Annotated in this window: 16 protein-coding genes; 2 read left to right on the forward strand and 14 right to left on the reverse strand. The window is 50.2% G+C overall.

Features of this window, described 5'->3' with window-relative positions:
- Positions 1-54 precede the first annotated feature (54 nt).
- The 11 genes from GJR95_RS03530 to GJR95_RS03580 all read right to left on the reverse strand — a co-directional run bounded on the left by GJR95_RS03530 (position 55) and on the right by GJR95_RS03580 (position 21,306).
- On the reverse strand, positions 55-495 hold the full coding sequence (locus GJR95_RS03530; RefSeq protein ID WP_162384574.1) for a hypothetical protein: 441 nt from the start codon (positions 493-495) through the stop codon (positions 55-57).
- Positions 492-3,332 (reverse strand): fibronectin type III domain-containing protein, encoded by a 2,841-nt coding sequence (locus GJR95_RS03535; protein WP_162384575.1) that lies wholly within the window; start codon positions 3,330-3,332, stop codon positions 492-494. Before GJR95_RS03535 ends, GJR95_RS03530 begins: the two co-directional genes overlap by 4 nt.
- An 11-nt stretch (positions 3,333-3,343) precedes the next feature.
- Positions 3,344-5,350, reverse strand: coding sequence for a fibronectin type III domain-containing protein (locus tag GJR95_RS03540; protein ID WP_162384576.1), 2,007 nt, complete (start codon positions 5,348-5,350; stop codon positions 3,344-3,346).
- Positions 5,347-13,164 (reverse strand): hypothetical protein, encoded by a 7,818-nt coding sequence (locus GJR95_RS03545; protein ID WP_232541067.1) that lies wholly within the window; start codon positions 13,162-13,164, stop codon positions 5,347-5,349. Before GJR95_RS03545 ends, GJR95_RS03540 begins: the two co-directional genes overlap by 4 nt.
- A 10-nt stretch (positions 13,165-13,174) precedes the next feature.
- On the reverse strand, positions 13,175-14,869 hold the full coding sequence (locus GJR95_RS03550) for a hypothetical protein (RefSeq protein WP_162384578.1): 1,695 nt from the start codon (positions 14,867-14,869) through the stop codon (positions 13,175-13,177).
- A gap of 314 nt (positions 14,870-15,183) precedes the next feature.
- The gene (locus GJR95_RS03555; RefSeq protein WP_162384579.1) at positions 15,184-15,942 is read right to left on the reverse strand and encodes a hypothetical protein; all 759 of its coding nucleotides are present in this window, start codon (positions 15,940-15,942) and stop codon (positions 15,184-15,186) included.
- Between the two features lie 102 nt (positions 15,943-16,044).
- Positions 16,045-16,659 (reverse strand): DUF3575 domain-containing protein, encoded by a 615-nt coding sequence (locus GJR95_RS03560; protein ID WP_162384580.1) that lies wholly within the window; start codon positions 16,657-16,659, stop codon positions 16,045-16,047.
- Between the two features lie 218 nt (positions 16,660-16,877).
- The gene (locus GJR95_RS03565; protein ID WP_162384581.1) at positions 16,878-17,504 is read right to left on the reverse strand and encodes a response regulator transcription factor; all 627 of its coding nucleotides are present in this window, start codon (positions 17,502-17,504) and stop codon (positions 16,878-16,880) included.
- Positions 17,505-17,508: 4 nt separating this feature from the next.
- Positions 17,509-17,982 (reverse strand): DUF6252 family protein, encoded by a 474-nt coding sequence (locus GJR95_RS03570; RefSeq protein ID WP_162384582.1) that lies wholly within the window; start codon positions 17,980-17,982, stop codon positions 17,509-17,511.
- A gap of 114 nt (positions 17,983-18,096) precedes the next feature.
- Positions 18,097-20,031 (reverse strand): tetratricopeptide repeat-containing sensor histidine kinase, encoded by a 1,935-nt coding sequence (locus GJR95_RS03575; RefSeq protein WP_162384583.1) that lies wholly within the window; start codon positions 20,029-20,031, stop codon positions 18,097-18,099.
- A gap of 258 nt (positions 20,032-20,289) precedes the next feature.
- Complete coding sequence (locus tag GJR95_RS03580) at positions 20,290-21,306, reverse strand: glycoside hydrolase family 113 (RefSeq protein WP_162384584.1); 1,017 nt, start codon at positions 21,304-21,306, stop codon at positions 20,290-20,292.
- A 72-nt stretch (positions 21,307-21,378) separates the two neighbouring features.
- Between GJR95_RS03580 and GJR95_RS03585 the strand changes: the two genes are divergently transcribed.
- Together GJR95_RS03585 and GJR95_RS03590 are read left to right on the forward strand one after the other, a co-directional pair.
- A complete protein-coding gene (locus GJR95_RS03585; protein WP_162384585.1) occupies positions 21,379-22,524 on the forward strand; it encodes an FG-GAP repeat domain-containing protein in 1,146 nt (381 codons plus the stop codon).
- A gap of 167 nt (positions 22,525-22,691) precedes the next feature.
- Positions 22,692-23,093: a hypothetical protein gene (locus GJR95_RS03590; protein WP_162384586.1), complete on the forward strand. Its 402-nt coding sequence runs from the start codon at positions 22,692-22,694 to the stop codon at positions 23,091-23,093.
- Between the two features lie 65 nt (positions 23,094-23,158).
- Here the strand turns inward: GJR95_RS03590 and GJR95_RS03595 are convergent, their stop codons facing one another.
- The 3 genes from GJR95_RS03595 to GJR95_RS03605 all read right to left on the reverse strand — a co-directional run bounded on the left by GJR95_RS03595 (position 23,159) and on the right by GJR95_RS03605 (position 26,931).
- Positions 23,159-24,688, reverse strand: coding sequence for a Gfo/Idh/MocA family protein (locus GJR95_RS03595; protein WP_162384587.1), 1,530 nt, complete (start codon positions 24,686-24,688; stop codon positions 23,159-23,161).
- Positions 24,689-24,981: 293 nt separating this feature from the next.
- Entirely contained in the window at positions 24,982-26,406 is a 1,425-nt protein-coding gene (locus tag GJR95_RS03600) for a GH1 family beta-glucosidase (RefSeq protein ID WP_174260183.1), read from the reverse strand.
- A 132-nt stretch (positions 26,407-26,538) separates the two neighbouring features.
- Positions 26,539-26,931 (reverse strand): hypothetical protein, encoded by a 393-nt coding sequence (locus GJR95_RS03605; RefSeq protein ID WP_162384588.1) that lies wholly within the window; start codon positions 26,929-26,931, stop codon positions 26,539-26,541.
- Positions 26,932-26,969 lie beyond the last annotated feature (38 nt).

Raw genomic sequence — 26,969 nt, forward strand, 5'->3', positions numbered from 1 at the left:
TGTAAATCGCAAATGCTAATTCGTAGACTGATGCACTGAAGCTGACAACTGATTCTATCGTGGAATAAGATCGTACTGGTTGACCGTGTTACCCGTTTTGCGGCTATCGGCAGTGCGTTCAAGTTTTAGTGATGAACCATCCGGAGCCGTTAGAATATAATACTCAATGATCCCGCCCGTGTTTGTCGGTTTCGGGGTCAGATTGTTCAGGATTAGCCGTTTGTTATCCGTTGAAACGGTCCACGTGCCCGTTGTCAGACGACCATCGACGTCGGTTAAGGAAGCTTTATCGGGCTGGCTCAGGTCAAGCAGAAAATTACCATAACCAGGTTTGATGTTCGTTGTAGTCCCCAGCGTAAAAACAAGTACGTTCGCTTCAGTAACCGTATTGGCTTTCCAGATTTTACTAATCTGGTTTGTGATGGGCATTACAGATTTCGGTCGGCAGCCTCCGAAACATGCCAGAACGAGGAGTAGGCTAAGCTGTTTTTTCATGGGAGTAGAATTCGTTTGGAAAAAATCCGTCCTTCGGCCATAATAGCCATTACATATAAACCCGTTGGTAACCCGGCCAGCGAATAGGACCAGGCCGCAGCTGGCGTAACGCGCCGGGTATCGGTCAGATGGACGCGGCCATTCATTGTGTGAAGTTGAATCTGTGCCTGACTGGACTGATGCCAATCGGTTTGAATGTGCAGCGTGCGGTCTACGACAAAAACCTGTGTCTGGGTGATCCACTCATCTTCTACAGCAATAATAATCTCTTCAATACGTGCCTGCGCAACGTTCGAAGCGCCCGAATTTCCGGCCGGATTACTTGCCCGAATACGGTAGTAGTAGGTCGTAAACTCCAGCAAGCCAGCGTCCGTATAGGTTGTCTGCGTAGCGGGTTGTTGTTTAATTTCGACAAAAGGGCCGGCCGGGTTCGTGGATCGCTCGATACTTACTGTCACGGCGGTAGCACCCGGCGCGTTCCAGTTCAGCCGAATCTGATCATAATCAGATACCTGAGCGACCAGATTGGATGGCGTTGCGGGCGGAGCTAAAGGCGTAGTAGCGCAGGCAGCATCGGTATAGGCTGACGGACCCGCTGCATTTTTCGCCCGAATCCGATAGCAATAGTACGTATTGTCTGTCAGATTCCTGTCTTCATACGTCGTCGCATTGGTGGGTGCATCGGCAATTTTGGTAAATGTACCCGTCGCAGTAGTGCCCCGCTCAATCTCGAAGCTGCTTTCGTTGGTCGATAAGTCGGCCCAGGCCAGGTTAATCTGGTTCGTTGAGAACGTCGTAACCGTCAGGCGGGCAGGAACTGCGGGCGGAGAATCGGGTGTGCTGGCATTGGCGATCGTGCTGTATGGTCCGGTGCCCGATACATTGGTACCGCGAATCCGGTAATAATAACGTGTATTCTGCGTCAGGTTCTTGTCTTCATAGGTCGTCGCATCGCCCGAAACACTGGCAATCTGGGTCCAGCCGTCGTTACCCGTTAGACTGCGTTCAATCAGTACGTTAACTGCTGTAGAGACCGCATTCCAGGTCAGGTTGATCTGCGTTGTGGAAGCTGCCGAAGCGACTAAATTCTGTGGCGTACCCGGTGGCCCTACCGGTGTCGTGGCGTCAGCGGTGTTGCTGTAAGGTGACAGTCCGGCGGCATTGACAGCTCGAACCCGGTAAAAATAATGCGTTTGGGGGCTGAGCCCCTGATCACTATAGCTTGTTGCATCAGCTCCCAGATCGGTAATCTTCGTCCACGAATCTACTCCATTGGGGCTGCGTTCGAGCTGAAAACCAGACTCATTGCCCGATAGATCGGCCCATTGCAGATTAATCTGGCTGAAGGAGATCACGGTTGCTGTGAGTCGGGCCGGAGCGGCCGGTGGTACATCGGGCGTACTGGCATTGGCTGTGTTGCTGTATGGTCCCGTATTTCCCCCAATAACAGCCCGAAGCCGGTAGTAATAGCGCGTATTGGGGGTTAAACCCGTGTCAGTATAACTTATCGCGTTTCCGACTGGATCAGCAATTTTTGTCCAGTTATCGTTCCCATTGGGGCTGCGTTCGAGCTGATAGGTAGTTGCTCCCGATACGCCTGTCCAGGTCAAATTGATCTGGGTAGTAGAAGCCGCCGTAGCGACTAAATTCAGTGGCGTACCCACGGGTGGGGCCTGCGTGGTGGCACACTGGACATCCGTAAAATCACTTGCTCCTGTGTTGTTTACGGCCCGAACGCGGTAGCAATACGGGGTGCTGGCCTGCAAGCTTTGATCCGTATAGGTTGTCGTATTCGCTCCAAGGTCTGCGATCCTGCTGAACAATGCCGTCGGGCTACTGGCCCGCTCAACCTGAAAGCCGGTTTCATTATCTGATAAATCGGCCCATTGCAGGTCAATCTGGTTGCTCGACACCGCACTGGCTGTCAGGCGGCCGGGCGCTTTGGGTGCACTCTGCTGGGTAGTGGCACAGGCTGTAGTTGAATAATCGTGGCCGTCTTCAGCGATTCGATAACAGTATTCGGTTCCTCCGTTCAGGCCATTATCTGTAAATTCGCCCAGATCTGACGTCGTCGCCGTAACTTTCGACCAGTTACCGGTCTGCCCCATACGTCGCTCAATACTGATCGCATTTTCTTTCCCGTACCGATCCCAGGTCAGCTTGATGGAACTGCTACTGAGCGCTGTTGCTTTCAGGTTATTGACATTGGTAGGAGCCAACGGAGGAGTAGCGCAGACGGGCGTTGTGAAATCGGACACCAGGGTACCTATCTGCGACCTTATCCGGTAACAATACGGTTGGCCGCCCGAAACGCCGTTATCAGTGAAGGTGGGTGTACGGCTGTAGGGAACGGTTTGTAGTATCGTAAATGTGCCATTGGCGGTTGTTCCGCGTTCAATCCGGTAGTCGGTTGGTGCGCTACCTGACCCGTTAGTCCAAGTTAATTTAATACTGTTACTACTCTGAGGAACAGCAGTGAGGCCAGTTGGAACGCCGGGCGGCTCCTGGGTGGTATTGACCGTAAGCGTATTGGAGTAAACCGACGAATTCGTGACAAACACTGCCCGAACCCGGTAACTATAGGTGTTTAGACTGGTTACGGTCTTATCCTGATAGGAAGGCGAATTAGCTGAAGCTTCGCCAATTTTTGAAAATGTGCCCGTAAACCCCTGACGTTCAATTTCAAACTTTATTTCGTTGGATGAATTGTCGTTCCAGGTCAGGTTGACCTGATTGTATGTGACGGATGATGCCTGTAAGTTCGAGGGCGCGTTGGACTGGGCTTGTATCCGCGTAGACACTAACCCCAGGAACAGCAGGAAGAGGTAGTTTTTCATGAGTTTGTTGATTAGCGCCATTCTACTCCGATCGGATCGGTTGGCATACTTTCTCGTTTATCAGACTGAACGGCAACCAGTGTGTAGAAATAGGCAATACCGGGTGTAGCCTCACGATCGAGGAAATCCGTTTGACGGCCCAGCACCGTTCCGACCAGCCGGGGCTTGTCGGTTTTATCGGTGTAACGATACACCAGGATTTTATCCAGTGTCTGGTCTAGTGGCGAATCCCACACGACCTGAACTCCTTTACCGTCGGCAAATACCTTCATGCCACGAATGGGCAGTACGGGTGGTAAAGGGCGGAAATAATCGGCGGTGGTTGTGCTGTAGGCACTTTCTTTACTGTCAGACCGAAATGCCTTTATCCGGTAAATGTAATGATGTCCGGCCTGAACCGTCGAATCGGCAAACGCATTCTGTGCCTGGTCGTCCTGCGTCTGGCGGTGCAGGAGTATTTCTTTCTGTTGATCCTCCAATCGATACACCGCATAGCCGGTTATATACGGATCAATTTCTTTCATATTGTCCCAAATCACCAGTACACCTTTCTCCTGACGCAGTACAACTGGATTGAGCGGAGTTGCGACCCGATCGGGGAAACGCATAGTCGAATACACCTCATTACTTTTGGGGCTGAGGTTGTAGCTTGTATTGAGCGCGGCCATTGCCCAGCGGTGGCTCGTTCCAATCGGGAGGTTTTTGATGGGTACGGCATAATGGATCTCTGAATTTCGCGATTCAATCAGGGGGGAATACTGTTGCATGTCGCCACGCGGCTCAGAAGAAACATACAGATAATAGCCCCGCGTATCGAAATCGGCCCGTTGCCAGGTGAAATGCAGCGTATCATTCACGGTCGACAGGCGCAGAAACGATGGAGCTATCGTGGCCTTGCGGTAGGCTTTCACCATCCCCGACACCTTCACCGAGGCCGTTAGCTGGCCATAGGTACCGTTCGGCCGAATCTGATAGTAGTAACTTTCTACCGGTTCAACCTGACTGTCGAGATAGGTCGTATCGGTAGACTGGGCCGACGCGATACGTGCATAGCCATCGTCGTAGCGATTGCTGCGCCAGATTTCAACCGAACGCAGGTCTTTGGTGGCCGACAGCCGCCAGGATAGCCGAATTGCCCCATTCTTTTCTTCGCTGCTGGTTTTTAAGGCCGTAATTAAGGGCAATGCATCACCGTCACGCAAATTGGTTATGGTTAATGTATCGGATGGCTGGCCTTCATTCCCCAGCACATCGATGGGGATCACCATATATTGATAAATCATTTTCTGCCGGGCATTCCGATCGACGAAAAAGGCAAATACACTGTCTTTCTGGCCTTTTATAAATCCCCATTCCGCGCCGATTTCGGCAAAACCTGTTTGTGCATAGGTTGCCCGCATAACCCGTAGACCGCTCAGAGTGGGTGTTCCTTTTTTGAGTTGATAGGTGATCCGAACCGAGCGGCCCTCTGCTTCGGATTGGATCGATCGAGCCGTTGTGGCCAACTGCGCCTTCATAGAGCTGATTTCGGGCATCACTACTGTCCGGGTGGTACGAACAGGTGACCCTGCTGGTTCATCCGCTAATTGAATGCGGTAATCATACCGACGCCCGGCCATGACCGCCGTATCCAGATATCCAACGCCCAGGGCCTCCAGCATCTGCGGATGCCGCCCATAGGTGGCCAGCGAATCGGTTGTTGGGGCTACTATAAACTGACTGAATAAAACAGCGGCCAGGGTGTCGGATGGCAGTTCATACAGTGGGTTTTTGGGCGCGATCAGGATCAGCCGATTTTTGAGTGCCTGCGCCGAACGGGGCGCATCTTCATTCGTATAAATCCGTTTCCAGTCGCGGGTACCCGCTTCGAGCCGTTCCAGCGCAAAGCGAGGGCCATGCAACAGGCGGTCGACCTGGATAAATACCCCATAGCGACCTGCCTGAATCAGCGGGTACTGAGCCTGAGCCGATAAGCTTAACAGCAGGAGGCTAATGAGTTTGGCGATGAACGTTTTCATTGATTCTGGGCGGTAGATTGGCAACTGGTTTCGTCGCAGGCGTTAAAATTGCAGGTGAACTTGGGGGTGGCAATGTTAATGCTGCCTAAGCCGCCCGTCGTGTAGGATATGTTCGGAATAGTCAGGCCCAGACAGAAGCCAAGGGATTCGCTGGTTGTGTAGGAATCGATACCCAGATCGACATAGAGCTTGGCGTTGAATTTGGCTGAAAACTGCATGTTCGCATTTACCGATACAGTAACCGGTTCGCTCAGTGCCTTTAGCGGGTTGCCCGTTATGGTCAGACCGAAATCCTGCGAGCCATCCACATCCACCGAACCCGAAGCGGCTACATTCAGCACCTGCCCGTAAGCGTAGAAATGGACACCCGCTCCCAGACCCGAGCCAAATTTGAACGACCCGGCATTGTAATCGGCGTAGGAATAGCCATCGACATAGGCGTTTAGCCCCATTTTGACTTCGCCCACGCCAAAACTTTGCTTGAACTCGAAGTTATCAATGAGGGGAATCGGGAGTTCTCCGTTGACAAACACCCCTTTGAATGACTTATGAAAGGCGCAGGGCAACGATTTACGGTGTGTATTTCCAAACAGTACGGGTTCGGCATCTTTAATATCCGGGCTGTCGTAATAACCCAGTAGAAGCCCTGCTTTCATGGTCACCGGAACGATCAGGGGCACATCCCGGACAGTAGCCGCCGAGGCCAGATAAAACCCGTTTCCATCAATTCGAATCTGCGCTACCCCATACTCAACACTCATCGTTGGCGGCAGGGGCAAGCCAGGCGGCAGCGTAACAGTGCCCGTAAACCGACTGTTTGCCATGTCGTACTCCAGACTTATACCGGGGATTCCATCTTTACCACCTAATCCATCGGCCTTGATTTTCTGATTGCTGGCCGTAATGCCGCCATAGTTCGTAAAGGCCAGCCGATTCTCTTCCGTTGCGGGAATCATGGTGTAATTCGCTGGAATACCTGAGAAAGTAAGCAGATTCCACTGCCCATTGGTAACGGTCTGATCGCAGTAAACGGTGCCGAAGGACTTGTTGCCCAGATTGATCTTCAGTGGTTTATAGTAGTCGGTATGCGCTGGTTTTTTCGACAGGAGCGACACGTTACTCTCCTTCGTCAGATCGAGGTTCCGGTCGTGGGTGAGGTAGGTTGAAAAGGTTTTACCGGCATCACCTGTCGAATGAACCAGCATCACACCGGCCGCTTTTTCGTTGTCGGTGGGTAAATCAGCTGGGTTACCCAATAGCAGTTTACCGGTTTCCTTCGCTATACCCCGAATCGCCATAACACCATCGGCGAAGTAAAACGCGGTCTTCATAGAATTGTCAGCCGCCTTGTATTGACCTGCTACAAACTGCACCTGCCCTTTGGTATCGATGACGTAATCGCTGGCTACAATGGTTTTGAGCGTAACCGGCCCGGTTCCGCCCGGTTTATAATAAGTCAGGCGCATCGGTACATCCTTGGGCGCATTCGGAATGGAGGTAGACATGCCCGCATCGAAGGCGAAATAATCGGCTCCGGTCTCGATGGTTTTAGGCCGGATCGTCATCACGCCCTTGTAGTAGTTCAGCTCCTGGCTTTTGGCACTGAACGAGAACACGTCCTGTCCATTATCAAGCAGTGAAATGGTTTCAAATGCCAGGTCACTGTTTAATCCCGGCAGCTTAGGATTCGCCTGGGGGTTACTGGAAACAACGCCCGCCTGATTCTTGCCATCGGGCACTACCACCAGCGACCAGTGCCCTTTCATGTCGTTACCGGTGGCTTCATCGTAGCCAAAGAACGCCTTACCACCGATTTTTACCTTCGCGATGCCTGCCAGATCGAGGTTCGGTATGTTGTTGGCTTCGAGTTTGAAGAAGTCGGCCCGGAGGTTAAACAGCGAGATTGGTACGTCGATCTTGCCAGTTTTTACCACGCCCTCAGTTGCGTAGAAGCCACCCTGTTTGTAATCGAGTACCCAATTACGAACCTCTACGCTCCATTTTCCTGCCAGACCAAATGTAAGGGGCGTTTGTCCCGACTTACTATCAATCGTATTGTTCTTGAGCACCAGATCGCCTACGTTGATAGTCAGGCTGCTCTTATCGGTCAGATTGCCGGTGTTGGCATTTTTAACGGTGCAGCTCAGAATCGGATTCAGGTGAATTTCGTCGCCAGCCAGCCGCGATCCTTCCAGGGTGCTGATTGCCTTGAAGGCCAGCAATTCCAGTTCAATAGGCTGCCCCTTCTGGTTGCAAAGACCAAAATTGGTCCGTTTTTTTGGTTCATCACCGGCGTCGAAGGCCACAACCAGCGGTACGTTTCCCTGAATTCCCTTGTCAGGGTCGTAGAGAGAAAATTGACCTTTTTTATAGCTGAGCAGGTTTTCCGAGAACTTAAACGAGTTGTCGATAATCTGAGCCTGTGCCATAATTGTACCCGTCGTTTTGCCCGGCGACTGCACAATTTGCAGATTACCACCCGACGACGAGTTACCCGTACCCGACAGGCGGATGTTGTATAGTGGTACATCGCCCGATTTATAGGTAGGCTTACTGTAATAGCCCAGATTATCCAGTATGCCTGTTTTTAGCGAGACAGTAGCCGATGCGGGCACGCCTGCACCGTTATTGCCCGGTATGAAAATAACGTTTTCGAAACGTACCCGGACATCGGGATCGAGAATGGCAAACGGCCCAAACCGATTGTCGCGCAAGTCGACCTCACCCGATACCTTCACCGCTCCGTTGGACAGTGCAGTCAGGGATTCTACTTTAACCGGGAAGCCCCAGATCGTGGTGATTTTGTATTTTTCGAATGTGGTCAGCGTCAGCTTGAGCGATTCCTTGGTTGCCTGCGGAAGCAATTGCTTACTGGAAGCCCCTATATAACTCTCTGCCGGAATGACTACACTCGCCACTTTAACGTCGGCTCCATTAAGGCTCACCGATCCTCCCCCGACAGTACCACCTTCATTCTGATAGGTAGCCTGTACCGTGACAGAACTGAGCTGCTTCCCAACAGCCAGCGTGAAGGAACCACCCGCGACCGATTTCGTGCTGTAAGGCGTTTGTACATTACTGCCCCCGGCCACAAATACATCGGCACCTGCGAGCGGTATTTCTTTGCCATCAGCCGTTTTGACGACAACTTTCCCCTGGATCAGATTGGCCTCTTCCAGAAACACCTGCTGCGTTTTCGACGACTTCGACTCAACATTCGTTACCGACTGGGTTTTTGTCACGTAACCGGGAGCCGATACTTCCACGAACAGATTCTCGATGGAAACATTCTTGAACTTGGCCTCTACCAAACCCTGCGCATTGCCTGGGCCAAAAACAAAGCCTTTTTCGTCGCGGCCAAACAGCTTTACCGTACCGCCTTTGACGGGCCCCCATTTGTTGTCGTGCAGAGCCAGCAGGTTGAAAATGATCCGGTGATCGCGCTGATAGATAGGTACTTTGCCCACTTTAACGATAAACATGCCAGCCCCTTCATCGCTTTTTTCTGGCTTCGGCAGCAGACTGATGGCCCGGGATTCATTAAAGTAGCTGATGTCGACCGGGTATATTTTCAGTGAATCGCCTAGGCCACCAGCGCCATATACATTATTAAAGCGGTGAGCATGAACGGCATCCGAATAGGTCGTTTTGTTATAATTCCCATTGCCAATCTGCACATAGGCTTCCACCGTAGCATTTTTTGCCTTGGGGTCCAGTTCTAAGGCATCCTGATCGATGGTGTATCCGGTGTAGCGCGTGTTGGGCTGCATCAGCATCCGCGAATAATAGAGATTCTGACCAAGCATCAGGGAGCCGATGTCAATGGTTTGTTTGGCATCCACGGGGGCAATCGGCGCATTTTCCTTCTCGGGATCTCCCTTCGCCGGATCGACATAGCCGGAGAAAATGTAGCCGTCAGCGAGGATTTTTAAGATTGCCTTGGTGCCGGGATTGACCATAAAAGGCTCAGCGATCCAGCCATTTGCATCCGTTTTTCTCCATTCGGCATAGGCATTTCCATTCGCCTGGATGTACGTTAATCGAATATCGGCATTGGCAATACCCTGAGTTGGGTTCGTTTTGTCGACGACGCGTACATTGATAATGGGATTCGCTGGTTTGAGGAACCGCTTGACCGTATCGGACAGGAATGGTTTGTAATCGTCGGCAAACTCAGAATTTGATGGTAGCAGGACTTTACTGTTGATATCCCGATCGCCCAAGCCTGAGCCAATCCAGTAGGATTTTACTTTGTCGCAGGTTGTTTTTGGACTGACCGATACGTCCGGATCTGTCTTGGCCATCTGACGATAGCCATCCAGAATTTTGGCCTGGCTCGGGATGGACTCATCGTATGTATACTCCACCGTCGAACCGCCCGCCTGCTTAATGAAAACGTGCCATACGGTTTTGCATTTATCGCCATCAACAGTTTGTACTTTATTCTTTGATTCTGCCAGTTTTTTCTCGCTGTCAGTTGCTGTTTTTGAATACAGATCGCCATAGTCTTCACTGACCAGAATTCGTTTGGGTTTACCATTCATCTGGTAGGCATTGATTCCATCGACTGAAGTCTCTGTCGCAATCAGATAGGTGTCGTCTTTGCCATTGGCCATGACCATGCGGGGGAATATGACCGTTCCTTCGGCGTTGGATACGCCCTGAGCGACAACGATATAGTTGATGGAACTCTCTCCAAATGCCTTTTTATCGGTCAGTCCCTGGCCTTCATCGAGTGGTGGGCCCATAATGGGGCTTAAGGGAAAGTACCCTTTCCGGTTCTCTCGAATAGCGTATACTTTTACACCAGATAGCGATTGTTTGATGCCATTCACCTGTTGGTTACCACCTTTTTCGCCCGTAACGTCGGAACGGATCTGGGTAACCAGGCTATAGCTCCGTACCACTGCCGTAATAGAGCCGAAGTCATACGATCCCTGGGGCAGCACCTGCTCTTTTGCGTCATCGCCAAACGTTGCCGATGGGCTGGTGTAGTAAGGGTTATCGACAACGACACGCAAGGCCCGGATGTATACGGTTGATGCCATGCCAAGTTCACCTGTTTTTGTACTCACTGTTGGCGGTAATTCGCCTAATTGCAGCGGGCCGGGGAGCTTGGCAGAAAATGTAAATGAGCCATCCTCACTCGTTACTTTCGTGTCCAGCAGCGTGCTGAATTTTTCGTGAAAACTGGTTAGTTCCGGGAAGCTTGGTATGGCAGTCGTATACGCGTTTGTGCCTTTTACTGCATAGACGACCTGTAAACGAACGCGCGTATTGCCGAGCGGTTTTACCTGTGCGCCATCGAGACCTTTATCGGCATACTTATAGGTCAGCTTGCCGGAAAAGGTCATCACCGGCGCTTCGGTAGTCTGCACAGTAAACGTATAGCTTTCAGTGCGGGCAACAGTGGCTGAGAGAGGCTGTTTCGGCAGATCGAACCGGAAGGTTTCGGCATCATCGGGTTTCTGACCGCAGTCGGGGCAATAGATGGCGTAGCGATCCAGTGGATTGTAAGCGTACAGGAACCGCTCCAGGTTAGCCTTGTAAGCATTTCCGTCTGCGAGCAGCAGCGTGGTTCCAACAAACACGTACCCCGCCTTTTCTACTTCCGTTTGCGCAGCCGTCTCCGATGCTGATGCGGGTTTACTCCCGTTTTTCGCCTGCGCCGACGAGGTGCCTCTGTCCATCTGCCCTTCAACGGGCAACTTGTAGATGTCTACCTGTTTGTTTGGCTTACGGAAGATAACCAACCGTTTGCCGGCCAGATTAATAGTCGGAGCTCCAGGCCAGTCTTTGTAGGCCTGGCGAGCCGTAATGCGAACGGTATATCCTTTAGCTACTACCGGAATGGTGCCGGCGTCGAACGTTCCGACCTGTTTGGGCGATAGGGAAAAGGTAAGTTCGGCGGGCATCAGGTAAATATTGTTCGGTACGATCCGGTAGCCCGCGTTGTAAAACGACGTGTCCTTTACTGTCTTCGTTACGGTCGAACTGCCCGTATTATTGAAAGAGCCACTGACCGTTATTTTTTTGTCGCTGATGATTGTGTCTGTCGGCGACACCTGCCAGCGAGGCAGACCTACCGTGAATTCACCGGCGCTGTTAGTCGTTGCAAACCCCATGTTGTTTTCATAGCCACTGGCTTCTACGCGTTTCAGCGTAACCATCGTATTGGGCATGATATGACCTGAGCCCGTTTCGCCGGGGTATTTGTATACCAGCAACCCCTTCACATAGACCGTATCGGACTGGTTACCCGTATTTTTTCGTACCAGCGAAAACTTGCGGGGTTCAGCTGTCAGGTTTCCTGTAGGCAGATTCAACTGCTTGATCTGGGCAGGTGTCAGACCGACCAGTTCGACTTCGGCCTGATAATTTTTTTCAGCTCCATAGGGTGCCTGAGCAACAATGCCGGGGGGCAAATCGGCCTGCTCGGCACTGAGGTAAGCCGTTTTTACCTGCCGGTCGAGCACTACCGCACCGGGTTTGCCCGACTTATCCAGTGCTTTGATACGGACTCGATAACTCAGGTTCGTTTTGGTTAAATCCAGTGCTTTGAGATACGCCTGTTCATTGTCGTTCTGCTTAGGCAAAGCCATTTCCTGATTCGGCTTTTGCAGCGAACTACCTGGAATGGAGGTCAATACCGTTGATTCAGGAGCAGCCTGTCCGGGTATGACGATAGTCTGATTTGGTTTCTGTAGCGAACTGCCCGGAATCGAGGAAAGCGTATTGCTTTGCTGCATCAGATTGGCCAAAGGAAAAATCATGGCCAGTTGACTCGCCATCTTAGCGGACAGGCCCCAGTTCAGGTACAACGGATTGCCGTAGCCAACACTAATTTCGGGTAGCTTTTTCCCGGTCGACTCACCCGGCTTGATGAATACCAGGTAATCAGTCATGGGTAAGCCCAGCGAATCGGCAATTATGGGTTGTCCATATCGGAACGCACAAACCGGACTTTTGCCGTCGTTGAGCAGGTTCAGTTTCCCGAACCTGTCCACCGCCTGAACACGCCAGGCATACCGTTTACCCATTTTAAGCGGCAGATGCTGTGGTCCGTACAAAAATGTGCTGGTCGTCAGGTTCCTCACTTCAATACCGGAAGGTGGCAACGCTACGGCATCAATAAAGACGTTGGGGTCAACGTTGTCGAGCGGTAATTCAATGATTCGCAGAATGTAGCTGACCTGTGTAGGCAGAATACCCGCCGGAGGAGCCCACGTGAAAACAGTAGCCTGTGGCGTTGTCGGTGTTATGTCGGTGTCACACAGGGGCGAAATCAGAATAGGCGGTTCGATCGTTCGGATCGAAAACGGGGGCGAACAACCCAACGGGAATCCCGACGAAAGGGGTTGACTGGTACGGTTATCAAATGCCTGTACACAAACCTGATAGTTGCCTTCGGGTAACGGTTTTCCCTGATACAACAACTCTTTGCTAAGTCCTTCTACGCTAATCTGGTTGAGGTCGAATGAGCCTTCCAGATCAGCACGGGACAGAATCCGGGTTTCGCCTGGGGCTAGTTTCAGCGGACGGACAGGTCGAAAATTAGGGAGAGTCTGAATCAGAACGCCATTGTCGCCTTCCACACGCCCCTGTAACCGAACATCGAGCGCTGTCAGGGTCAGGTTGCGGATCAGTACCTGAAGCTGCTGACCTGCTCCGGCATAATCCTGCAAATAGGAACTATAAGGAGGCATCACGTTAATGGTTACCTGCACCTGCGTTTGCGCCCGTATGATCTGGGTAAACCCCATAAGCAGACCCAGCACCAGGTAAAGGCATTTGCCCGGCTTCAAAAGCCGCATATGGATGTGGTTAGAAAGAGATACCATAGCCTAAAGTCCCCCGAAGTTCGTTATAGCGTTGCTCGGCAACACCTGTGTTTGATTTTAGATACAGCAATTGCAGGGTCAGATTCTGGCGTTTGGCGATCTGATAACCAGCATTGGCCGATGCATTAATGACTTGCCCATTCACGATTTGGCCGGTGAGGTCGGGTTGCTGGTTGATCAGGTAGCTGGCCGTGGCCGATGTGCTTACCTTATTGTTAAGAAAGCCTTTGGTGATACCCAGGGTGGGGCCGTAAAATTTCGTTGACATACCCTGGGCCAGATTGGCCTGCGTATACGAAAGCATCAGGTTACCGCCCAGTCCGTTTTTGACACGCTGGTAGAAATAGCCCAGATTCAGGTTTGTATTCGTATTGTTGGTGAAGGCGGCTGTCCGCTGGTTGAGATCGCTAAGTTGCTGGCGTGTCGCTGAGAGCGTAAACAGATTGACAACATCTTCGTTTTGAATCGTGTAGCGGGTATTAACCGTTGCCGAAAAATTGTTTTGCGCCAACCGGACCGTGTCAATAACTGGCCGAAGACCGGCTTGCTGACTGATTCCGTAGTTCGACAACTGAACGTCGAGGCCAAACGCCGTTGCCGGGTTGTAGGCCACTACCAGCGACCCGATTGTTCGTCCTGTGCGTGCGTTTTTGTTATTGGCCAGGTTGTCATACTGGATACCATAACTGCCCGAAAGTCGCAATTTTCCATCCAGTAAAGTAAGGCTGGGCACAATGGCGTAGCTTTCAATATCGCTCTGGAAATAGTAGGCCCCCATGGTCTGGAAATTGGGGTCGATCCGTTTGTACTGTAGTTTGATTCCGGCGTTTTTTGTTCGGTAACCAATGGTTGCCTGAGTCGCCTGGGTAAGTTGAGTCGACAGGCGGGGAGTGAACAGGTTACCAAAGAAACGCACAATCGAATTTCGGCCCTCCGCCGATACTTCTGTACTCCGTACATCACGGGTATAGGCGCTCAGGGCACCATCTAACTCAATCGTAATATGTTTTAGAATCAACAGCCGGGTTGTGATGCCGACCACCATATTTTCGGCGGGTGAAACGGTTTGAGAAACTGACTGTGGTGCGGATACAATGGAGGCAGAATCATCCTTTGCGCGAAGCATAATCAGATCTACATAGTTGCCGGAAGTGCCGTAGCCTACCTTCAGGGCATAGCCTGTACGTTGATAGGCCGAAATAATATCGGGTTCAGCTAAATTTGTAGAGATCGCTTTGTTGAATCGACCATACACGGCACCCAGCCGTAGCTTACCGGGATTGAGTTCAACCCCACCTCCCAGAAATGTATGACCGGCCAGCGTAAAAGGCGAGAAACTAACGTTGCGGTAGCCCGCATGGGCAGTGACCCATTTGTAAGTTGGCGAAACACCGAATTGATTAAAAGGCTGTCGAAAGCTATTCCCCTGATTGCCCAGCACCGCCGAAAACGGTAATGAAATGCCTCCCGGCAATGCGACGGTTACGGAACCGCTCAGGCCGAAGGGCGATGTTTGGTTGCGGGCGGCAATACCGCTGGCCATGTAGAAACCTGCATAAGCATTCAGGCCGCCCGATATTTTTACCGGTACTGATCTGGAGGTTGGTAAATCGGTCTGAGCCAGGGTTGGAAAACTCAGCCAAAACCCGCAAAGGACAAGTAGTAAAGTTGAGCGCATTGCCTGACACAAGGTTGAGTGTATTATCGAAAACCTGTGTCAAAACTACCTACAGCCCGAACGCCCATCAATCGGATAAATGTATGATAGGGAAACTACGTATGATTAAAATTTATTTATATATAACTGATAGTCAGTGGTATGAAAAATAAATGAGCTGACCTTTATTTTAGCTGGTACGTAGTTTTACCCAAAGGATAGTTAGGAATAGCTGCTAGCCAGTTGTCACTGAATCATCATACTATTGGTTAACCACTGGCAACGGGCATTAATCTGGATTCATATGCGAATGAACTTGGGTGATTTATCAGCGGCTAAAAACTCACCTGCATGCCCTGCACCGACGGATTGAGCACTTGCATGGCAGCCACCGAAGAAAGAAATTCACTATCGCCCATTAGTCCCTTATACGCTTTCTCCTGCGCCGGGGTTCTGGTAACGGGGGCTGCCAGCGAAATGGATAGAAACGACTTCTTGTTCAATGGTGTCAGTTTTCCTCCTTGCCAAGTAGACACCATACCACCATAATCCCATTCGAAACCCCAGATTTTGAAGGGTTTGCCATTTTGTTTTTCCAACTCTTTTAACGTCGTGCCAATTCGTAATCCGCTGGCCGTGATCCAGCGCGTGGGTGCGACGTTTGGAATAGGAAAACCTTCGTCATTGAACCGTTTCGGACGAATAAGCACTGTCTGGGGTTGGGTTCGTTTCTCGTTATCGGTATAAATAATCTGTACTTCGTCGGCTGTACCTTTATAAAGCGTAGTGCCCAAAAACTCTTCGCCTTCAGCCCCGTATAACGTGTCACCTACCGTAACGACTGATGGCCCAAGAAGTCGGAGCAGGTCAGCTTCGGAGGTCGACGGTCGGATAGGACCAACCTGTTTGCCGGGTACGATTAAAAAATCGTTGGCTATGACCTGATCGGGATTATCAGATCGAGCTGAGCCTACCACTGCCTGCGAATCGGCATGCGGTTGTTTGATTGCCTGATCGGTTGTTGATCGTTTCGGCTGGCAGGCTGTTAAAGTAGCATTCAGTAGCAAAAACAGTTGTAGAGATCGGAGCGGCATAAGCGGTTTTATGGTAAGGAAATAGATTCGTCAGGTGGGGGCAATGGCCTTCAGAACAGCGATATGTTAAGAACGGATGTCGGAAATGAAGCGCGAAAATCTTCAGAAAGCATAGCCCAGACTAACCCCCGTTCGGAGGTCCAGCATCAGGTAATCCCGGCCAGAATCGGACGTTACTGTGCTGTAGCGCATTGTATGTTCAAAGCTGGTCAGCGCATCTGGCATGAAGCCTCCGCCATGAACCAGCTCCACAACAAACCCTCGTTTTAGTACCCACATATACCCAACAGTCAGTCCAAATCCAATTGATTTAACCCTGATTTCATCAAGTTCACTGATTTTATTAGGTCCGGAACCAATTTCGTTGACATACTGCAACGTCCGGACTTTCAGATATGGATTGATAAAAAAGCCGCTTGGGTGCCCCTTAGCCATTAGTCGTGCCAGTTTGGCCGTATAGAATTTTCCTTCGAGAGTGGCATTGACAAACTTTTCATCTTTAGAAACAATGCCAAACTGCCACCACCGAATACTGGTACGGAGGGCAAAACGCGGGGTCAATGCCCGCTCGTAAAATACGGAAATTGGGGCCAGGAGATTGGTTTTCAGAACGTTCGGACGGCTCCATCGTCGGGTTGAGTCCTGAGCCAGAACCGGGACAAAAGCAGGGGAAAGACTACACAAAAGAAGCAGCAGACGGATAGCAGTATAATGCATAGTCGATGTGGAAGAAAAGTGGTGTGGTTACCAATAGGCATGACTCTCTGAGAAAAGCTCTGATTCACTTAGTTTTTATTCTAGCCACCTCCATCATCACTTGTTTAAGAGCTTCGTTGAGATTGGAAATACCATCGATTCCTGATCTTGTGCAATCAAAACGAGGATGGATGGAACTCAGCCTATTAAGTACTGCAATTGAGGGCTAATCTGCTTGCTTACTTGAATAGTCCGGTCTTTAACGCTTTCGCTACTGCTTCGGACTTTGAGTTGACGTGGAGTTTTTCGTAGATGTTGACAATGTGCGTGCGAACCGTACCCATGCTGATGTTACAATGGTGCGCGATAAGTTTATAGCTATCTCCTTCCACCAATCGCCGGAGTACCTCGTTTTCTTTATCAGTCAGCAGAAATGCATCGGTCTTGGGTTGCCGAAAGGCTTCCAGTACTTTTAGGGCAATGGAAGGTGTCATGGCTGCTCCTCCATTCATCACTTCGCGAATGGATTCAATGATTTTATCGGCGGGTGTTTTCTTTAACAGATAACCAACAGCCCCCGCCGAAATGGCAGCAAAAATTCGCTCAACATCCTCAAAAACGGTCAGCATTAGTATTTTAGGGCGTGTTGTCTGTTGCCGGATGAGTTTAACCGCTTCAATTCCAGTACGACCGGGCATATCGATATCCATCAAAATGACATCCGGCTGATTGTATAAAACGTCTTCAACAGCCGTTAGCGCGTTGGGGTATTGACCGGTCACGATCAGGTCGTCGGTTGCATCGAAGACCAGCGCCAGCGTTTCACGCAGGGAGTCATTATCGTCGAAAATTGAGACGCGAATCATAGAGTTATATAGTTTCTACTTTTACGTTAAATGTGCCATTCGTCACGACGACTTCCCGTTTTTGCTGCGAGTTATAGGTCTTCATCGAAAAGTTTCCTTCAAGAATACTTCCATCAAATTTTGTAACAGTTACCGTCCCCGTCCGGCCCTCTTTATTGGCATAGGTGGTGTTGGTTTTTACATCGATATAATTCCCCGTACTGCCCGTTTTGCTAATGTCTACCAGCGTTATAGTACTCGTGCCCGTGAAATTTACCAGCGTAAAACCCATCATGTGAACACTGTTATACCCAACCAGGGTCAGGTCTTTAGTGGCTTTGTTATAGGTTGCTGTCGCCTGTTCCGACGTAAACGCTTGCCCGTCGACCTGTGCTGTCATAACGCTCGTACTGGCTGGCGCAATCGTATCGTCCTTTTTACTACAGGACAGAGAAACAACGGCTAAGCAAAGTATAAAGGTGAATTTGAGCGATTTCATAAGGCAGGAAAATTTGTCTGAAAAACTACACGAACAGCCTGTTTGGCCGACGTTGCTTGTCAGACAAAAATACCGTGCCTACTAATGCAGGTAAATCGGATAAATGTATGACTCTCACTGACCGACGACCAGTTGCAGACGAGTTCCCTGTCCTGGCGACGAGTGTATTTTTAAGATACCGCCCATCGCTTCGGCCCGCTGCTTCATGCTGCTCTGGCCGGTACGCTGGCTTGGCTGGGCCGGATCGAATCCCCGGCCGTTATCCTCGATCAGGACCTGAAGCTGGTTATTTTTCCGCTCAAACCGGACAGTGGCCTCTGTGGCTTCTGAGTATTTAATCAGGTTGTTAATTGCTTCTTTACCAATCAGATACAAACTCCGTCGAACTTCCATCGAAATCGGTACGGCATATAAAGCCGGGTCCGTTACGAACGAAAATCGAATATTCTTAGACTCCATTAAGGGTTGTGCGTACTCCTGTAACCGTAAAGCGATCCGTTGTAAGGAGTCATTGCCAGGGTTAATAGTCCAGATAATCTCGTCCATAGCCTCCAGAATCTGCCGGGCATCAGAGTTAATTTTCTGAACAGCCCGCTCAACCGATTCGGGACGTTTTTGGGCAATAAGGCTATTGACCATGCCACTGAGTAGTGAAATGCTGCTCAGCGTACTGCCCACTTCATCGTGTAAATCGTGGGCAATTTGCTTTCGTAAACGCTGGGCTTCTTCCAGTCGGCGAAGACGTGCCCGGTTCAGTAGCCAAGCGCTTACGGCCGCGCCTAATAATAAAAGCAAGACACCGCCAATTAGTAACCCATTGGTTTGCAATTTCTTATTGATCAGTTCTTTTTCGCGGAGCTGTGCCTGTTGATGAAGCAGTTTGATCTGTTGTTCTTTCTTTTCGGCTTTGTATTGGGCAACTAACCGCTGGACTTCAGCGCTGGTACGAACGGCAGTCGTCGAGTCAATCTGTTTATTCTTTTCGAGTTGGAAGACGTAGGCCTGCTGAAAATTTTTCATCCCGCCATATAGGTCGGCCAGCCCCTGCGTATAATCAGCAATCTTCTTTTTGTTCCCGGTCTCGGTGACCAAATCGAGTGCTTTTTTCAGGTGCTTCTCCGCGGGAGTGTATTGCTTTAGTTCTTCATAGATCTGCCCCAGATTAAAATAAGCATTGGCCATACTCTCTTTATTTTGTTGCTTTTGGGCAATAGCTAAAGAGCGTTCCACAAATGGGAGGCCTTCCTGAGGGCGTTTTGCTAATTTTAGAGCGAGGCCAATATTTACCAGAATGTCGGCCTGGAGCAGGGCAAACTCAATTTCTGTAGCATGCTTCAAGGCCAGTTTATAGTAAATCAGCGACTTATCATACTGTTCCAGCCCATCATAGCATACACCGATGCTGTTCTCGATAATGGCCATGCCACTGGTATTTTTTTCTACGTGCATCAATGCCAGCGCTTGTTGATAATAAGAAAGGGCTTCGCGGGGTTTGTTTAGATCTCGATAAGCGTTGCCAATGCCGCCATAGGTAGTGGCAATCCGTGGCTGTACATTATACTGTTCCTGAAGGCGCAACGAGCGAAGTTGCATAGCGACTACCTTATCATATTGATGTAGTTTGTTCAATGCTGCGGCTACGTTTGATATGGCTCCGCAAATAAAACGTGGGTTTAGTTTGTGGTTTTCGGCTGCTGTCAGTGCCCTCTGAAAATAGTCCAGTGCCTGCTGGGGCCGACCGGTCAGGTAGTAAATCGACGCCCGATTGGTATAGGCTTTTGCCAGTCCCATACCGTATTGAAGCTGGGTGGCAATATGTTCCGATACTTGCAATACGGAGTCAGCTTTTGCATAGTCAGGATTGGCGCCCGAATGAAGTTCGCGGCCCATTACATTCAGCGCACGGACGTAATTTGTGTCTTTACTGGTATGGTGTTTTAAATAAACGACAACCGAATCAAGCGTCTGCGGCACCTGGGCAAATACATCAGGTAATCCACTGATCTGTAAACTAACCAGCAATACAGCAATCAAGTAGCCGTGTTTCATCTTGTTCTATAGAGTCAAAACATTAAATATTAATGAATTATCAGACAATTGAAAATTCATTTAGGCATCGGTCATTTAGACTAAATTGAACCGGTGCTCGGCCAATTTAAACCTATAAGCCGGGCCGCCGATGCGCCGGGCCGCCGATGCGGTGTCAAAAACCTTATAGGTTTGTCATCATTTGGACCACTTATCGATGAGTATGGAGGTCGGCTACAGGAAATCACGCCGACGTCCGCAACGCTTGCACCAGGGATTCTACTTCTGCCAATTTTTCGTCAACACCTGCTCGGCTGGCTTGCCTTGCGGGCTATACTGGTCGCGCTCCCGGTGACGCGGCTCAATCTCCAGAAACCATTTCCAGAGAAAACCACCGGCAAACCACGGCTGTGGCCAGACCGCTTCGAGCATGGCTGCGTAGGCATTGGCCTGAGCCGTTGGATTGGGCTTACAATCAGTCTCGGACTCCCAAGGGCGTTGGGCTGTGTGATCGCAGCTTCGGTAGCCGAATTCCGTAAATAGAATTGGTTTCTGCCATTGACTGCTCATTTGCTGCAATACGGTTAGGTGTTTCTTCCAGCCTCTGGTCAATTCACCTACCGATGGTTCCCGCTTATCGGAAATCGGGAAATAAGCGTCTACACCAATGAAATCCAGCTGTTGCCAGAATGGAATCCGTTCGTAGCGGTCCCAGTTGGCTGCGTAGGTCAATTGTCCTTTATAAATCTGCCGGATCTGCTTGATCAAAGTTTGCCAGAAGGCGGGTCGGGCAACGGCGAAACGGTCAAGCTCAGTTGTGATGCAGTATAAATCGATGTGTAAGGAGTCTGCAATTTTGGCGAAATGCAGAATGTACTGCGCATAATCGTGCTCGAAACTTTGCCAGTCGGCTTCTGTTGAGAATTCAAGATCGAGGTGAGAGCCGCCCTGCATCCAGACATGCGGTTTTAGCATCGTTTTCAGCCCCTGCTTCCGGGCCATTTGCACCGTTCCGGCTACGCCCGCCGTTGTTTCACCCCACCATTGCCACTTGCTTTGTTCCTTCCTGTTTTCGCTGAAGAAAAAATGTGGATCATTTTTCTTGCAGAAACCATACGGCACAATAGCAACCCATTCGCCACCAATTGCCCGAACGGGTGCCAGTGCCAGCGAGTCGGGTTGGCGTGGGGGAGCGACCAGATTGACCCCTTTGAATTTATGGCCAGAATACTGAAAAGGCGGCTGGGTCTGGCAGCTTAAAAGGGAGCATAAAATCAAAAAGAAGCGATTGACCATAGGAGAGGCAAGTAAATTACATCGAAAAAAGGATTTATCTTATTCCTAACTACCCGTCAACTACATTCGAGTATGCAACGAATTGCCATTAGCCTGCTTGTCCTCTTTATTATCGGTGGTTCTGTTGCGCCAGAACCAACTACCCACTTCAAACGCTATTTTGTCGCAGCCGAAAGTTACGAATCTGTGGGCGTTTTTGATGTCGATAAAAATGATACACTCGACCTTGTTTCCGGCGATTTCTGGTACGAAGGTCCCAATTTCCGACGTCGGCATCTGATTGGCAACGAACCACGAAAAGATCAGTATTACGACGACTTTTCGACCATTCCAATCGATGTAAATGCCGATGGTCGGATCGATTTTGTGACGGGTGGCTGGTTTGATCAAACGCTTCGCTGGGTCGAAAATCCAGGACCCGTTAAAGGAAATCCCACCTGGCCGTTGCATGAGATCGGTAAAGTGGGCAATGTTGAAACAACGCGTGCCTGGGACATCGATGGCGATGGCACCGTTGAAATTGTGCCTAATAATCCGAATCACCCATTGAAATACGTCAAATTAACGAGTCCGGGCGTATTCAAAATGGTCACGATTGCCCCAACGCAGGGCCACGGCCTGGGATTTGGTGATATCAATGCCGACGGTCGGGGCGACTTTATTGTGAGCGATGGCTGGCTCGAAGCCCCAGCTGATCGGGAAAGTGGCCCCTGGACATTACACAAGGAGTTTGCCCTCGGTACGGCTAGTGTACCCATAATTGTGGCTGACGTGAACGGCGACCGGCTTAACGACCTCATTGTTGGACAGGGACATAGCTATGGGTTGCATTGGTACGAGCAGGCTAAGGATGGTAAAGGGCAGCGCAGTTGGACCAAACACCTGATTGACGATAAAAACTCACAGTATCACTGCCTCGAATGGATCGATATTACGGGCGATGGTCGTCCTGATCTGGTTACGGGTAAGCGTTTTCGGGCACACAATGACAACGATCCGGGCAGCTATGATCCCGTCGGTCTCTATTATTTTACCTGGGACACCGCCCGGAAGCAATTCGTGAAACATGATATTGCCTTTGGAGAAGCTGGTGTTGGCAAGGGAACGGGTATTTATTTTGCCGTTGCCGATTTGCACAAAAACGGCCGAAATGACATCGTAGTGGCCGGAAAAGACGGATTAGTAGTATTTTTTAATGAAAGTGCTCGAAAAAAATAAGCTATATTTAATCTATCTATATTGGAGTTTATTGTATTTTTATCATTCGTATAGTTCAGAAGGCTGGCTTGCCACCGTGCCGCGATCGACAATTGACTAGATTGTGGAACCCTTGCGAGCCAATCTTCTGAGGTTTAGAAAACTCCTCTTTAGAAACGTATTGGCTTATGCAGCGTGCTCAATTGAAAGAATTCTATGGCTATGGTTTAATCCTGATTGTGTTAGCCGCCGTCCAGATTTATTCCGTTTACGTGGCTACGACCACTGATTTATCACTCACCTGGAAGCATTATCTTGGTTTTGGAGCAACTGCTCTGGCGGGGATTCTGTGGGCCTTTCGAAAGCCACAGTACTTGTTCTACGCACTAGGTCTGACGTTTGTACTGGGTTATGAAAACCTGCTGGGTTTTACGCCAACGCTCGATTTTACGTCAACGCAATATTATATCGACAGCACGCCATTGCCGGTGTCCTATCAGGATTTTTCAATGTATATGCTCCTGATCTGGGCTTACGTTGCCAACGGTCGCCTTCGGACAATGATGCAGTCTTTGTTTGTGAGAGGGTAATAACGGTAAATGGGTAACTAAGCAGAATCTTTCCGCTCAGTTACCCATTTACTCAATCACTTTTGTTATGCTGTCAGCGACCAGCCTTCGCGGTATTCGCGTTTCACAAACTGGTTAGCTTCGTCGAGGTTGGTAATTTTCATGTTTTTACCATCCCACATCAGTTTCTTACGGCCAGGATACGTAAAGCCTTTTCCGTCGGCTTTAGCCTGACGAAGCGTATAGCTGCGAATGGCCAGGTTACCCATCAGAACCGATTCCGTAAGCGGACCCGAAAAATCGAACGAAGAGGTAAGTGCTTTGTGCTCTTTGCTATTGAAACCGGCTTTGCAGGCTTCTGTCCACAGCACCTGGTGACCGTTTTCGGGCAGGGGCTTGCTTCCATCAGCTGGTTTGGGTTTCGGATCGCCCACTATTTTCTGGCCATCTTTGGTGTAGAGTTTTGGATCTTCGCCATACATGCCACAAATCAGTAAGCCTTTATCGCCGTGGATGAGCACACCGTTTTCACCATTTTCGGGCATCGGTTCTCCTTCGGGCAGCATATCGGGGCGGAATGGACGAATACCACCATCTTCCCAGATCATTTTTACGACCGATTTATTTTTGGCCGTTGCCGGGAATTTTAATTCCACGTGCGACGATGGCGGACATCCTTCCGGAATATACTCCGGTGTCCAGTCTTTCAGGAATACCTGACCGATACTGGTTTCAACCTCGGTTGGATAGCCAAGTCCGAGAACGCGGAAAGGTGTATCCATAATGTGGCAACCGATGTCGCCCAGAGCGCCAGCGCCAAAATTCCACCAGCCGCGCCATTTGAATGGGTGATAGGCAGGGGTATAGCCCACTTTTTGAGCAGGTCCGAGCCAGAGATCCCAATCCAGATCGACGGGAGTTTCACCAGCTGGCTGTGGCACCGGAATGCCCTGAGGCCAGACTGGACGGTTTGTCCAGAGATTAACGGTATGCACCGTTCCCAGGAGCCCTTTGTCGAACCAGTCTACCATTTGTTTTTGCTGTGGGTTCGACGAGCCCTGATTACCCATCTGCGTAACGACTTTGTATTTACGGGCCGCTTCGGTTAGCATCCGGGCTTCGTAAATGTTGTGTGTCAGGGGCTTCTGCACGTATACGTGTTTTCCACGCTGCATCGCTGCCATGGCAACAACAGCGTGTGTATGGTCAGCTGTCGAAACGGTTACGGCATCAATGGATTTGCCTTCTTTATCGAGCATTTCGCGGAAGTCCTTGTAGCGTTTCGCATTGGGGTGCTTCGTGAAATTTTCTTTAACGCGGGCCAGTCCCCAGTCTACATCGCAAAGGGCTACAATGTTATTGGCACCGTTGTTATAGGAATTGTTGGTATCGCTAAAACCTTTACCGCCGAAACCAACACCCGCAATGTTGAGCTTGTCGCTGGGAGCGATGAAGCCCTTGCCGCCCAATACGTGACGGGGAACAATCAGGAAGCTGGTGGCGGCCAAAGCGCCAGCCTGAATGAATTGACGCCGTGACGTACCCCCTTTATCTGGAGTTGGCGAATCCACCGCACCGGCAATCTGGCCGGGCGTTGAGTTGTCTGGTTGATTCATAAAATGAGTATTGAACTGATCCATTTTACAAAAGCGAATCGACTCCTTTTTATACCCCCGACGCAATGTGTTTTTTGGGTTAAATCATGCCAGGTGTCTATCAACGCTGATTAATCTATTTTTATCACAACCGCCCAAATCGTTCAAATGATGCTGTTCAACTCTTCATGGCAGCCGGGTTGAGCAGTGTTGATCAGGGCGCGGACAGACGTGAGTTTGGGTATTGCCCAGTTTGCCTATTGAAAAACGGCCATCGAAACATCGACCGATAGGACTAGCTATTGATGTTCTTGCTAAAATCGTTTTTTTGAATGATTCAGATTATGGGCAGCTGGTTTGGGATTGGTTAACAAGTGCTGGAACCACCGCCCCGATGCTTTTACGATTCGTTTCTGAGTTCGGAAATCGACATAGACCAGTCCGAAACGAGGGCGATAGCCTTCAGCCCATTCAAAATTGTCGAGAAATGTCCAGGCAAAATACCCGGCTACCGGTAAGCCGTCGCGTTTGGCCTGCAATACCTGTTGGAGATAATTCTGGTGGTACTCAAGCCGGGCCAAATCATTTACGGCACCATTTTGAACCGTGTCATAAAAAGCCGCGCCACTTTCGGTAATGTAGATTTTTTTGACTCCCTCATAACGGCCGTACTGCTGAATAATCCGGTACATACTTTCAGGATACACTTCCCAGCCCATTTCGGTGATCGTTGGCACACTGCGCCGGAGGGGCGATACCTGGGCAGCCCACAGGTAGGGCATAAAGTAAGAATGCTCGACCACAGCCCGGAAATAATGTTGCAGGCCAATAAAGTCGAAGTCAAATGCGAGCCGCTCCATATCGCCGGGTTTAGCTACTTTTTTGGTAATACCAGCCAGAAACGGGAGTTCTTTGTCTGGGTAACCCAGGCCAAGAGCCGGTTCGATGAAGAGTCGATTCAGGAGTGCATCTACACGGGCGGCTGCGGCCACGTCGCGGGCCGAGTTCGTAAACGGATCGATCGGTGAACACGAAAAGGTGGTGCCTACGTGCGCTCCCGGCACGTTTCGCCGAACGATGCGACCTCCTTCGGCCTGTGCCAGTGCCGTATGGTGAATAACAGGAAGCAGATTCCGGAAACTACGCCGACCGGGCGCGTGCTGGCCCGTAAAGTAACCCAGCACGGAAAATGCCAGGGGTTCGTTCAGGATAATCCAGTGCCTGACCTTGTGACCAAAAGCTTTGGTGCAAATGTCCACAAATTCGCCGAACCAGTCCACAACACTGCGGTTCGGCCATCCTCCCTTGTTTTCAAGGGCCTGCGGTAAATCCCAGTGGTAGAGCGTGATCCAGGGTGTTATACCCAGGGCCAGGCAATGATCGATCAGTCGGTCATAAAAGGCCAGCCCCGTTTCGTTTAAGCGCCCCCCCTGACTGGGGCCAACACCATCGGGTAGAATGCGTGACCATGACAGCGAAAACCGAAAGGCGTCGAAACCTAATTCTTTGTGTAACCACAAATCGGATTCGTAGCGGTCGTAGAACTCGCAGGCAATATCAGCGGTTTCGCCGGTTTTGATTTTCCCCTTCTGCCGACTAAACGTATCCCAGACGCTAGGCGAACGGCCATCGCGGTCAACAGCCCCTTCAATCTGATAGGCAGCCGTGGCGGTTCCCCAAACAAAATCAGGGCCGAAAGTATGGCGATCGAAACCCGAATAATCGGTCAATTGGTGCAATAGATTGGTACGTACTTAAAATTTGGGGCAAAGGCACAGGCCATGCCAAAATTAGCGGTTAGCTGGTAATAAAACACGCCCACCAGATTAACAAATTAATCAGATGGGCGTGTGATCAATTAAGGGTTATAACTAGCCCCGACGGCCATATGGCGCATTACGAGGACCGGATTGTTGCTGGGCAAATAACCGGTCGCGTTGAGCCGACGTTAATACGGCCAGCATGTCCTGACGTTTACGAAGCTGAAGTTGGCGAAGCCCGTCGGGTGTCAGACGAGAGGTGGTCATGATGCGATCGTAATTATCTTCGATTTTATGCAACTGCTTTTCCTGACGGCGGGATAACCCAACTATAGCGTCGATACGATCAATTTTCAGATCGTCCTGATATTGGTCTCTGTCGTAACGAGTGCCTCCGTATTGAGGAGTACGGTTGTCAAAAGGTTTTGAATATACGCGTTGAGCCAGGGTTACACCGGTCGAAAGGGCGAAGAAAGTAAGGGCGGCTGCGATTGTCTTTTTCATGGTCAGTAAGTGTTTTTTTGTGCGTTACTGATTCTTAG

Source organism: Spirosoma endbachense (genome assembly GCF_010233585.1).
GTDB classification, from domain to species: domain Bacteria; phylum Bacteroidota; class Bacteroidia; order Cytophagales; family Spirosomataceae; genus Spirosoma; species Spirosoma endbachense.